Here is an 11777-nt window from a genome sequence, read left to right on the forward strand (position 1 = left end):
AAGATGTATTATAAATGCATGTTTAAAAGCGAGTCCGCTCGCAACCCAAGGAGCACCTGATGTTGAGCCCCCAAATCCGTGCACTGGTCAAAGCCACGGCCCCCGTCCTCAAGACGCATGGCGTGGCGCTGACGCGCCATTTCTATGCACGCATGTTCGACCACAATCCCGAGTTGAAGCACGTCTTCAACCAGGCCCACCAGGCCGGCGGCCAGCAGCAGCACGCGCTGGCGGGCGCGGTGACGGCCTACGCCGAACACATCGACGACCCCTCCGTGCTGATGCCGGTGGTGACCCGCATCGTGCACAAGCACGTCAGCCTGGGCATCCGGCCCGAGCACTACGCCATCGTCGGCAAGCACCTGCTGGCTTCCATCCGCGAGGTGCTGGGCGAGGCCGCCACCGATGAACTGGTGGACGCCTGGGGCGCCGCCTATGGCCAATTGGCGGATCTGCTGATCGCCGAAGAGGCGCGCCTGTACGCCGAGTCGGCCGGCAAGCCCGGCGGCTGGACGGGCTGGCGGGCGTTCCGCGTGGTGGGCAAGCAGGTCGAAAGCGCTGAAATCACCTCTTTCTACCTGGCGCCTTCCGACGGCGGCGCGGTGCCTGCCTATCAGCCGGGGCAATACGTGTCGGTGCGCATCTACGTGCCTGAACTGGGCTTGAGGCAGCCCCGCCAATACAGCTTGTCGGATGCGCCGGGGCAGGATCGCCTGCGCATTTCGGTCAAGCGCGAACCGGCCGGTGCGCAGACGCCCGCGGGACGCGTGTCCAATGCTTTGCACGATCGCCTGGAAGAGGGCGGCGTGCTGGACGTGGCGCCGCCGCAGGGGGATTTCCATCTGAAAGCGGACAGCGATGCGCCCGTCGTGCTGCTGAGCGGCGGGGTGGGGCTGACGCCGATGGTGTCGATCCTGAATCATCTGGTGCGCAACAACGATGAACGCCAGATCCGCTTCGTGCACGGCTGCCGCAACCGGTCGGTGCATGCCATGAAGGACCACGTCAACCGCATCGCCGCCGAACGGGGCAATGTGCGCAAGGCCGTGTTCTACGAAGAGGTCGGCCACGACGACGAGCCGGGACGCGATTACGACCACGCCGGCCGGCTGGACCTGCGGGCCATCCGCGACGAGGTCATCGTGCCCGGCGCGGACTATTACCTGTGTGGTCCGGCCCCGTTCATGCTGGCGCAGCGCGAAGCGTTGCTGGCGCTGGGCGTGGGGTCTGACCGCATCCACGCCGAGGCCTTCGGCAGTGGCGGCGCGCCGGCCTGACCGGTGTATCCTGGCGGCCTGATCTGCCTGGACCGCCAGGCAACCTGTCTTCCATCCTATGCAACTGACCCGATTCACCGACTTCGGCTTGCGCGTGCTGATGTACCTGACGCAATGTCGCGACCGGCCTGCCGCCGTCACCATCCCGGAGATCGCGGGGCGTTTCGACGTCTCCCGCAATCACTTGGTGAAGGTGGTGCACTTCATGGCGCAGCGGGAATGGGTCAGCACGTCGCGCGGCAAGGGCGGCGGCCTGAGCCTGGCGCGCCCTGCGTCGGCGTACCGCGTGGGCGACCTGATCCGCGAACTGGAACAGCAGGGCCCGCTGATCGATTGCCGCGAGCCACCCTGTGCGCTGGACGGTTCCTGCCGCCTGGCAGGCGTGCTGGCGCAAACGCTCAATGCCTTCTACGACGCGCTGAACGGCTACACGCTGGCCGACCTGGTGCGCGACCCCACGGCGGCGGCCATCATCAAGCTGCACCGCGCCGCCTAGGCGGGCCATGACGTTTTGTTATGGATGCTGCCGGGTTTGGCATTTGCCGCGTTCCCGGCAGGCGTTCCAGAATAGAGGCTGTTCCCCGTCTTTGCCTTGGGGCTTCCCAATGCACAAGCGCCCCGGGTAGGGGGTGGTAGGCAGATTTCTTTAGGATTCAGGTATGCGCGTTTGCGTAATCGGTGCGGGCGTTGTCGGTGTGACGTCCGCCTATTTCCTGGCGCGCCAGGGTCACGATGTGGTGCTGGTCGACAGCCAGGCGCGGCCGGCCGAGGTCTCCAGCTACGCCAACGGCGGCCAGCTCAGCTATAGCTATGTCGCGCCATTGGCAGGCCCAGGCGTGCTGCCCAGCGTGCCGGGCTGGTTGCTGCGCGAGGATTCCCCGCTGCGCTTCCGGCCGCGGATGGACCCCCATCAATGGCGGTGGTGCCTGCAGTTCGCGCTGGCCTGCCGCGCGTCGGTCGCGAAGGCCTCGACCGCGCAGCTGCTGGGGCTGTCCTACCTGAGCCGCGACGTCATGCATACCTTGCTGGCGCAGGAAGACCTGGATTTTGGCCATTTGAAAAACGGCAAGCTGATTGCCTACTGCAGCGCTGCCCTGCTGGACAAGGCGCGCGCGCTGGTGGCGTATCAGGCCGGGCATGGCGCCGAGCAGCAGGTGCTGGACGCCGCGCAGACGCTGGCGATGGAACCCGCGCTGGCCGCCATGGGCGACAAGCTGGCCGGCGCCATCTATACCCCCAGCGAAGAGGCGGGCGATTGCCGCCAGTTCACTGAAGCCTTGTTCGACCGCCTGCAGGCGATGGGCAATGTGGAATGCGTCATGTCCAATCCGGTGGCCGGCTTGCAGCGCGAAGGCCGCCGCATTGTGGCGGTGAACACCCGCGAGGGCGACATCGGCGCCGACGCCGTGGTGCTTGCCACCGGCATCGGCACGCGCGCCCTGCTCAAGCCGCTGGGGCAGGATGTGCCTTTGTATCCGCTGAAGGGATACAGCCTGAGCGTGCCGCTGTCGGATGACGACGCCGTCGCGCCGCGCATCAGCGTGACGGATTATGAACGGCGCATCGTCTATGCCCGCGTGGGCGGCGTGCTGCGGATCGCAGCCATGGTCGATATCGGCAGCGCCAATGCGGACATCGATTCGGCGCGCGTGGACTTGTTGAAGCGGCAGGTGCATGAGGCCTTTCCTTCCCTGGACTTGCGCCAGGCCATTCCCTGGGCGGGCCTGCGTCCTGCCACGCCTACCGGCAAGCCGCTGATCGGGCGCGCCGCTGCGGCCGACAACCTGTGGCTGAACATCGGCCAAGGGGCGCTGGGCTTCACCTTGGCCTGCGGTAGCGCGGCCTTGCTGACGGCCCAGATGGCGGGATTGGAACTGCCGCTGGACCCCGCGCCGTTCCGGCCGTGAACGCGCCGGCCGGCGGGGTCGGGATGTCCATTTCGCGATAGCGGCTGCCTTTTCATCGGCAGACGGACCCGCGCACGCTCAATAGGATAGCGGTCATCCCGCAGCGCCCGCCGGCTTGCCGGCAGGTTCCAGCGGGATCCGATCCTCCTCCTGCGAGCGCATTCATCATGTCCTATCTGTTCCCCTTGTTCGCCATCCTGTTCTGGGCGGGCAATGTCATCGTGTCCAAGATGGCCGCCAGCGCCATCTCGCCCACGGCAATCACGTTCTACCGCCTGGTGCTGGCCTTGGTACTGATGGGCCTGTTCACGGCCCGTCCGGCCTGGCGCAACCGCAAGGTCATCCTGCGGCACTGGCCCAAGCTGGCGCTGTACGGCGCCTTGTCGTCGGCGGTGTTCCAGGCGCTGTCCTACCGCGCGGCTGAAACCACCACCGCCACCAACATGGCCATCCTGACGGCGCTGATTCCGTTGCTGAGCATGCTGCTTAGCGTCGTCATCCTGCGCGATCCCCTGACGCTGGGCATGGCTGCGGGCGGGGTGCTGTCGTTCCTGGGGTTGCTGTACCTGGTGGGGCAGGGCGACATGCTCAGCGTGTTCCAGCACGGCATCCATGTGGGCGACGGGCTGATGCTGCTGGCCGCCATGTCCTATGCGCTGTACGGGGTGCTGCTGCGCCACTGGAAGGTGCCGGTTCCCGCCTGGCAATCCACGTTCGTGCAGTCGATCTTCGCGCTGCTCTACATGCTGCCGCTCTATCTGCGCGTGCCGGCGGCGCAGGCTGCGTTGGACGTGAACACCATTCCGCTGATCCTTTATGCCGGCATCTTTTCGTCGGTGCTGCTGTCGTACCTGTGGATCGAGGGCGTGCACCGGCTGGGCCCCACCCGCTGCAGCATTTTCATCAACCTGCTGCCCTTGTTCACGGCGCTGGCGGCGTTTGTGATGCTGCGCGAGCAGTTGCACGGATACCACCTGCTGGGCGGGGCGGTGACGCTGGCGGGCGTGCTGCTGGCGCAGACGGTGCAGCGTCCACTGTTCGGCCGCGCGCCCGCCCGGGCCTTGGCGGCTGGCAAGGTCTAGGGTCTGTGCGGGGCTGCTTTCAGGGTCAACCGGCCCCCGACCGCTGATTCACGGGCGTTCAATACAGGCGCTTCCCGTCGCGCGATAGTGCGGTGCTTTAGCGGGAGCGCCCATGAGCCTTTTCCAAAGAACCACCATCGCGCTGGCGCGCAGCCCCATGATGGGCCGCGCGATGCGGGCGATGGCCGCCCGGTCGTCACTGGCGCGCCGTTTCGTCGGCGGCGCGGATGTGGAGGCCGCCGTCCAGACCGCCTTGCGCTTGCGCGACGCGCACGGCATCCGGGCGTCGCTCTTCTATCTGGGCGAATACGTGGCGGACCCGGCCGCCATCGAGCACAACGTGGCGCAGGCCATCGACGCCTGCGACGCGCTGGGCAGGGCGGGCCTGGACGTGCACGTGTCAGTGGATCCCACCGCCATCGGCTATATGGACAGCGATGCGCGGGGCGAGGACAACGCCCGGCGCATCGCCGCGGCGGTGTCGCGGGCCGCGCGCGGCGGGCAGGACTGGATGGTGCTGGACATGGAAGACGCCAGCATTCGCGACCGCACCTGCGCACTGCACCGCAGCTTGCAGGAAACGGGCCTGCCTGTCGGCCTGACCTTGCAGGCGCGGCGCCGGCGCACGCCGGAAGACCTGACGTGGGCGATCCGGCAACGGACTTCGCTGCGTCTGGTGAAAGGCGCGTTTCCTGAGCGCGCGCTGGATCACGCGGGTCGCGCGGGCATCGATCAGGCGTATCTGGACGCGGCGTCCATCATGCTGTCGCGCGAGGCGCGCGACGCGGGTTTCCATCCCGTCTTCGGCACGCATGACGACCGCCTGGCCGGCGCGATCATGACGCTGGCGCGCGAGCGCGGGTGGCCGCCCGATGGCTTCGAATTCGAAATGCTCTATGGCGTGCGCCCCGACTGGCAACTGGCGCTGCGCGGCTTGGGCTATAACGTCAGGGTCTATCTTCCGTTCGGCGGCGACTGGTGGCCGTACGCCATCCGCCGGGTGGGGGAGAATCCTCGTAACGCGTGGCTGCTGGCCCGTTCGCTGACCTCGGACGGACACTATTTCAGCTAGCCACAGCCTGAAGGCATCATGGCGGTTTCTCGACACATCTGGCATTGCGGCGCCGGCCTGCCCGGCGACGTGCTGATCGCGGATTTGCGCGCCTATCGCTATGCGCCACATTTCCACGACGCCTGGTCCATCGGCGCCCTCGAGCACGGCCGTTGCACCTTCACGGTACATGGCCAGGCTCATGCCGCCAGCGAGGGCGACCTGGTGGTGATCGCGCCTGGCCAGGTCCATACCGGCGGCACCTCGGCCGCGCCGTTGACGTATCGCATGGCGTACATCGACGCCCAATGGTTCGACGATCACGCGCGCGCCTTGTTCGCCGACGGCGCGCGCTTGCCGGGGCCCGTCATCACGGCGCCAGGCCTGTGCGCGCAATGGCTGGCCGCGCTGACGCCGGACCCGATTCCCGACCCGGCGCGCCGCGAACGCCTGTCCGCCGCCTTATTCGGGCTGCTGGCTGCGCATGCCGGCGCCGGCGACCCCGCCTTGACCGATGCGCCCGACGTCTGCGCCTTGCTGCGCGAACGCATGGCCGCCGATCCGTCCTGCGCGCCGGATCTGGAAGCGCTGGCGCAGGCGCAGGACCGCCATCGCACGACGCTCGTCAAGCAGTTTGCCCGCCGCTACGGCCTGCCGCCGCAGGCCTGGCTGCGCAATTGGCGGGTGGCGCGGGCGCGGGTGCTGTTGCGCGATGGCTTGCCGCTGGCGCAGGCGGCCCATGCGGTGGGGTTTGCGGATCAAGCGCACCTGACCCGTGTCTTCAAGCAGGTCTACGGCAGCACCCCCGGCGTGCTGCAACGGGCTGGCGCGTCCCACACGTTGTGAGAGCGGGGCGTTTCCATCCGGTAGTCGGAGTATTTGCGCGTGAAAAAGGCGGCGCCCAGTTGTTCGGCTGCCAGCAGCGGTTGGCGCGGGTCCGCCGCGACTTCTCCGCGCTTGTTGCCTGCGCCGTGCACATAGCCGACAAAGTCCGAATGCGTGTAGCGCGCGTATTCCTGCACCTGATGCACGATGCCCAGCGCTGCGCCGGCATAGGTTTCCTCGGACACGACCGTCAGGCCCAAGCGCTTGCCGGTCATGGCGGCTTTGACCCGTTCCGGCTCCGGGCCCGAACCCGCGTAATGGGTGAAGGAACGGTCGAAGAACGCCTTGGCCTGCGCGGACATCCCGTACCAATACACAGGCGTGCAGATCAGGACGCCGTCGGCAGGCAGGAAATACTCGCCGAATAGTTCGCCGTAGCGGTCGGCCGGGGCGGAACCGTGGCGCAGGTCGGGCAGGAAGCCCTGGATGTAATCGTCCAGGAACAGCAGGGTGGTGGCGGTGTCGGCCGCGTCGGCGCCGCGTTGCGCGGCCGCGGCCAGGGCTGCGCTGTTGCCGTCGCGCCGGGGGCTGCCCACCAGAATGAGCAGCTTTTTTTCTTGATGATTTGAATTCATGTTTGGATCCTTGGATTCGGCATGCGTGGTTCATGCTTGAGCGTCAATGTAGGCAGGCCAAGACGCCGCGACAAATGACGATTCCTTGGTTATGATGAATTCATTTCATGTATAGGGCCGCCCTTCATGTTTGCCAACCTTCCGGTCACGGCGCTGCGCACGTTTGAAGCGGCGGCCAGGCTGCGCAGTTTCAAGCTGGCCGCGGCCGAACTCGCGGTGACGCCCACCGCGGTGTCGCACCAGATCAAGGCGTTGGAACGGCAGGCGGGGTTCGCGCTGTTCGACCGCGTGCCGCGCGGTGTGCGGCTGACCGACAAGGGCGCGCGCCTGTTCGTCAGCGTGCACGGCGCCTTGCTGGATGTGGCGCAAACGCTGGACGCCTTGCGGCCGGCGCCGGCTGCGGGCGCGTTGACGGTGTCCACCACGCATTCCTTCGCGGCGCTGTGGCTGGTGCCCAGGCTGGGGCGCTTCTACGACGCCTATCCGCAATACCAGTTGCGCCTGAACGCCAACGCCGACCCGGTGGACCTGCTGCAGGACGGCAGCGTGGATGTCGCGATCCGCTACAGCCCGCATGCCTATCCGGCCTTGCACGCCGCGTGCCGGCTGCCGGAGTCGTTTGGCGTATACGGCGCGCCTTCGATGGTGGCGCAGGCAGGAAAACGCGCGCCAGCGCTGGTAACGGTGCACTGGCGCGATTCCCAGCTGTATGACCTGGGCTGGCAGGCGTGGTGCGACGCGGCGCGCTTGCCGTCGTGGCGCAAGCCGGCGGCGGTGCATGCGTACACGGAAGAGCATTACGCCCTGCAGGCGGCGATTGCCGGGCAGGGCCTGGTGCTGGCCAGTTCCGTCATGGTGTCGGACAGCGTGGCCGCCGGCACGCTGGCGGCGTATCGGCCCGACGTGCGCGTGGCCGGGTCCGCCTACACCGCGCTGTGCGCGCCGGGCCGCGAACGGCACCCCCCGGTCAAGGCGTTCCTGGGTTGGTTGAGCCAGGAGTTCCTGGGGTAGCGCGCGGCGCCGGTTCCAGCGCCTTGGGGGTGAGCGCGGGCCGCGGCACGGGCCTGGGAAGCAGCGGCAGCGCCGCCAACATGCACAGGCCGGCGATCACCCAGGTCACCGGCCACGAGCTTGCCGCGACCACGTGCGGGATGGCCAGCGGCGTCAGGAACAGGCCCAGGTAGACGCAGCTGTTGGCCATGCCCAGCGCGGTGCCGGCGCGCGAGGCGCCCGCCAAGGTGGCCAATTCCGTATAGGCCACGCCGTGCCAGGCCGACGCGCAGATGCCTGCCGCCGCCAGCAGGCTGGCGGTCGCCAACACGGCGCCCGGGCGGCCCGGCGCGCCGTCGACTGCCCAGGCCACGGCGCCCAGCGCCGCGAACAGCAGGCAGCTCAGCCAGGTGCAGCGACGCAGGAAGGCGCGCCGGTCGCCATGGCGATCCGTCCAACGCCCGGCCGCGATGCGCGCCACCATGGCGCCCAGTTGCACGGCGACCATCACGCCCGTCAGCGTGCCGATGCCCGCCTGGCTGAAGTCGTGCAGGAACACGGTGGCGAACGTCAATACCGCGAATTGCGGGCTGCACATGACGCCGATCGCGACGGCGGCCCGCCAGACGCGGCCATCGCGCAGCGGCGAGGCGGCCGGGCGCGCCGGGGCGGTCGAGCGGGTCGAGGCAGGGCCGGCGCGTTCCGGTTCCCGCAACCAGCCTGCGGCAAGCACGGCGGCCACGCCGCACATCAGGCTCAGCACGCCGAACACCGCGCCAAAGCCCGCGTGCGCCGCCAGCCATGGCAGCAGGAGCGCGCCCATGCCGCCGCCCAAGGGCACCGCGGTTTGGCGGATGCTCATCGCCAGGCCGCGCTCGCCTTCGTCGAACCAGGCCATCACCGCCCGCCCGCTGGCGCCGTTGACGCTGCCGCCCAGGCTGCCGACCAGCACCAGGCCCAGCGCCAGCAGCCACAGGCTGGGCACCCCGGCCGCCGTGGGCGCGGCAAAAAGGCCCATCCAGGCCAACGCCGCCGCCGTGGCGCCCAGGCCGCTCAAGAGCACCGGGCGGTCGCCCCAGCGGTCGGTCAGCAAGCCCCAGGGCAACTCGAACAGCGCCACGCCCAACCCCAGCAGCCCCAAGGCCAGGCCCAACTGGTCGTTGTCCAGCCGGTAGCCCGAACGCATGAACACCGCCGTCGTGGGCAGGCCGGCCGCCGCGGCCGAAAAGGCGGCGTTGGCGGCGACGCCGACTGCCAGCACTTTCCAGCGATGGGCCGGCCGTACCGCCTCCGAAGGCATCGTCAATGCGGGGCAAGAGGGTGGGGACATGCGGGGCTCCGAAGGGCAAAAGAAAAGGACCGGCCAGTCTGCGCTTCTGCTATCGTTCTGAAAATCAGGAAATTTTGGTTTTATAGTTTTGAATATCGGGACTATTAATGCGGCAGGTCACGTTCGATCTTGATGTGTTGCGCAGCTTTGTGGCCGGGGTCGACCTGGGCAGCTTCGGGCGTGCGGCGGATCGTCTTGGCCGGTCCACGTCCGCCGTCAGCGCGCAACTGAAGAAGCTGGAAGAGCAGGCCGGCGTGCCGCTGCTTCGCAAGGAAGGCCGCGGCCTGGCGCTGACCGAGGCGGGCGAGACGATGCTGGCCTACGCGCGCCGGTTGCTGGCGCTGAACGATCAGGCGTCGCGCGCCGTGCGCGGGGCGGAACTGGAAGGCCGGGTACGGCTGGGCTTGCAGGAGGACTTTGGCGAAACGCTGCTGCCCCAGGTGTTGGGCCAATTCGCCCGGGCGCATCCCAAGGTCAGAATCGAAGCCCGCGTCGCGCGCAATGCCGACCTGCTGGAGCGCATCGCGCTTGCGCAGCTGGATCTGGCGCTGGCCTGGGACCATGATGCGCGCCTGCCGCATGCAGAGCGTTTGCTGGAGCTTCCGATGTGCTGGATCGGGCCGGCGGCGCCCGCCGCATCCGTGTTTACGGACGATGGCGATGTGCCCCTGGTGGCGTTCGAGGCGCCGTGCCTGTTCCGCGATTGCGCGACCGAGGCGCTGGACCGGGCGAACCTGTCCTGGCGCGCGGCGTTCACCAGCCCCAGCCTGGCCGGCTTGTGGGCAGCCGCTACTGCGGGTCTGGGGGTGGCGGTGCGCACGCCTTTGGGCCTGCCCGCCACGGTCCGCACGTTGGCGCCGGGCGAGCAGGGCTTGCCGGCCCTGCCGTCGATTTCGCTGTCGCTGTACCAGGCCCAGGCGCAGCCTGACCCCGTGGCCGCCGCGTTGGGCGATATCGTGCGGCAATGCATCCTTGACAGCGCCCCGCGCGCCTTGGCCGGAGAGACCCGCCGTGAACCGCTTCCATGAAATGACCGTGTTCCTGGCCGTGGCCGAGGCCAGGAGCTTTGCCGCCGCCGCCCGGCGGCTGGAAATGTCCGCGCCCACGGTGACGCGCAGCGTCGCGGCGCTGGAGCATCGCCTGGGCGTCTTGCTGCTGGTGCGCACCACGCGAAGCTTGCGCTTGACCGAAGCCGGCGAACGCTACGCGGCTGATTGCCGCCGCATCCTGGATGACGTGGAGCAGGCCGACGACGCCGCGGCGGGCGTGATGGGGGCGCCGCGCGGCGCGCTCAGCATCACGGCGCCCGCCTTCTTCGGCGAACTGCATGTGATGCCGGCGGTGCTGGGCTATCTGCGCGCGCACCGTGAAGTGTCCGTGCGCACTTTGCTGGTGGATCGCGTCGTGAACCTGCTGGATGAAGGCGTGGATGTGGCGGTACGCATCGGCGCCTTGCCGGATTCGACCTTGACTGCGGTGCCGGTGGGGCAGGTGCGCCGTGTGGTGTGCGCCGCGCCGGCTTTCCTGCAAAAACACGGCGAACCCAAGGACCTGGACGCGCTGCTGCGTTTTTGCACGATCACCGCGGCCATGGAGGGGCGGGGCACGCAGTGGCGGTTCCAGCAGGACGGCCAAGCCCGGCGGCTGAGCGTGGATTCGCAATTGACGGTCACGTCATTCCAGGCCGCGGTCCTGGCGGCTTGCGAAGGATGGGGGCTGACGCAAGTGGTGTCGTATCAGGTGGCCCGGCATCTCGCCAGCGGCGCCTTGCAGGTGGTGCTGCGCGACTTCGAACTGCCTCCCATGCCGGTGCACGTGGTGTATCCCGAGGGCCGAAAAAGCTCGGCGAAAGTGCGCAGCTTCGTCGATTTCTGCGTGGACGCGCTGCGCCGGGACCTGGCCACGCTGCCCGCCTGACACGCGAGTTTTCCCGCACTTTCTTTCACGGACTGCAAGAGTGTCTTGCGGCCGCTGGCTGTTCTCGTTTGGCGCATACGGGGCCAAGATGGAGGCACGATTCAACCACTTGAGAACTTCGCATGGCTACCGCTCCGTTGACCTTCTACAGCTTCCCCTTGTCCGGCCACGCGCATCGCGTCGCGTTGATGCTGTCCCTGCTGGAGGTGCCGCATCACCGCGTCGACGTGGACCTGCGCCAGGCGGAACAAAAGCGTCCTGAATTCCTGGCAATGAACGCGTTCGGCCAAGTGCCGGTGATCGACGACAACGGCGTGGTGGTCGCGGATTCCAACGCCATCCTCGTCTACCTGGCCAAGCGCTACGGCGGCGGCGCCTGGCTGCCCGAGGACGCGGCGGGGGCGGCGCAGGTGCAGCGCTGGCTGTCGGTGGCCGCAGGCCCCTTGGCCGGTGGCCCGGCGGCTGCCCGGCTGGTGACCGTGTTCGGTGCGTCGTTCGACGTGGACGCTACGTTGGCGCGCGCGCATGCCTTGCTGTCCGTCATGGATCGCGAGCTTGCGCAGCGCGACTTCCTGGCGGGCGCGGCCCCGACCATCGCAGACGTGGCTTGCTATGCCTACGTGGCGCACGCGCCGGAGGGCAACGTGTCGTTGGCGGACTATCCGCATGTCCGCGCGTGGTTGGCTCGCATCAAAAACCTGCCGCGCTTCGTGCCGATGGCCAGCACGGCCGCCGGCCTGTTGGCGGCTTGAGTGCCGGCCTC

General features: G+C 68.3%; 12 protein-coding genes. 10 read left to right on the forward strand and 2 right to left on the reverse strand.

Annotated elements, in window-relative coordinates; translation table 11 throughout:
* Window positions 1–59: 59 nt before the first annotated feature.
* The 6 genes from hmpA to CEY09_RS23315 all read left to right on the forward strand — a co-directional run bounded on the left by hmpA (window position 60) and on the right by CEY09_RS23315 (window position 6163).
* The gene (hmpA, locus tag CEY09_RS23290) at window positions 60–1277 is read left to right on the forward strand and encodes an NO-inducible flavohemoprotein (RefSeq protein WP_088590430.1); all 1218 of its coding nucleotides are present in this window, start codon (window positions 60–62) and stop codon (window positions 1275–1277) included.
* Window positions 1278–1335: 58 nt separating this feature from the next.
* Window positions 1336–1773: an Rrf2 family transcriptional regulator gene (locus CEY09_RS23295; RefSeq protein WP_006226900.1), complete on the forward strand. Its 438-nt coding sequence runs from the start codon at window positions 1336–1338 to the stop codon at window positions 1771–1773.
* Window positions 1774–1936: 163 nt separating this feature from the next.
* The gene (locus CEY09_RS23300; protein WP_088590431.1) at window positions 1937–3184 is read left to right on the forward strand and encodes a D-amino acid dehydrogenase; all 1248 of its coding nucleotides are present in this window, start codon (window positions 1937–1939) and stop codon (window positions 3182–3184) included.
* A 167-nt stretch (window positions 3185–3351) separates the two neighbouring features.
* Window positions 3352–4266: a DMT family transporter gene (locus CEY09_RS23305; RefSeq protein WP_006226898.1), complete on the forward strand. Its 915-nt coding sequence runs from the start codon at window positions 3352–3354 to the stop codon at window positions 4264–4266.
* Window positions 4267–4378: 112 nt separating this feature from the next.
* Window positions 4379–5338 (forward strand): proline dehydrogenase family protein, encoded by a 960-nt coding sequence (locus CEY09_RS23310; RefSeq protein WP_088590432.1) that lies wholly within the window; start codon window positions 4379–4381, stop codon window positions 5336–5338.
* An 18-nt stretch (window positions 5339–5356) separates the two neighbouring features.
* Window positions 5357–6163 carry a helix-turn-helix transcriptional regulator gene (locus CEY09_RS23315; RefSeq protein WP_088590433.1) on the forward strand — a complete coding sequence of 269 codons (807 nt, stop codon included), beginning with the start codon at window positions 5357–5359 and terminating at the stop codon, window positions 6161–6163.
* Here the strand turns inward: CEY09_RS23315 and CEY09_RS23320 are convergent.
* Window positions 6109–6777, reverse strand: a complete 669-nt coding sequence (locus tag CEY09_RS23320) for a flavodoxin family protein (protein ID WP_088590434.1) — start codon at window positions 6775–6777, stop codon at window positions 6109–6111. The genes CEY09_RS23315 and CEY09_RS23320 overlap by 55 nt on opposite strands.
* A 126-nt stretch (window positions 6778–6903) precedes the next feature.
* Between CEY09_RS23320 and CEY09_RS23325 the strand changes: the two genes are divergently transcribed.
* Window positions 6904–7788, forward strand: coding sequence for a LysR substrate-binding domain-containing protein (locus CEY09_RS23325; protein ID WP_088590435.1), 885 nt, complete (start codon window positions 6904–6906; stop codon window positions 7786–7788).
* Here the strand turns inward: CEY09_RS23325 and CEY09_RS23330 are convergent.
* A complete protein-coding gene (locus CEY09_RS23330) occupies window positions 7745–9097 on the reverse strand; it encodes an MFS transporter (RefSeq protein ID WP_234818378.1) in 1353 nt (450 codons plus the stop codon). The genes CEY09_RS23325 and CEY09_RS23330 overlap by 44 nt on opposite strands.
* 107 nt (window positions 9098–9204) lie before the next feature.
* On the opposite strand from CEY09_RS23330, the gene CEY09_RS23335 reads away from it, so the two are divergent.
* The 3 genes from CEY09_RS23335 (at window position 9205) to CEY09_RS23345 (ending at window position 11766) form a co-directional block, all read left to right on the forward strand.
* On the forward strand, window positions 9205–10125 hold the full coding sequence (locus CEY09_RS23335; protein WP_088590437.1) for a LysR substrate-binding domain-containing protein: 921 nt from the start codon (window positions 9205–9207) through the stop codon (window positions 10123–10125).
* Window positions 10109–11014: a LysR family transcriptional regulator gene (locus CEY09_RS23340; protein ID WP_167390148.1), complete on the forward strand. Its 906-nt coding sequence runs from the start codon at window positions 10109–10111 to the stop codon at window positions 11012–11014. The genes CEY09_RS23335 and CEY09_RS23340 overlap by 17 nt, the downstream gene beginning before the upstream one ends.
* Before the next feature lie 122 nt (window positions 11015–11136).
* Entirely contained in the window at window positions 11137–11766 is a 630-nt protein-coding gene (locus CEY09_RS23345; RefSeq protein WP_088590439.1) for a glutathione S-transferase family protein, read from the forward strand.
* The last annotated feature ends 11 nt before the right edge of the window (window positions 11767–11777 follow it).

The organism is Achromobacter marplatensis (genome assembly GCF_002209535.1).
Lineage (GTDB): Bacteria > Pseudomonadota > Gammaproteobacteria > Burkholderiales > Burkholderiaceae_B > Achromobacter > Achromobacter marplatensis.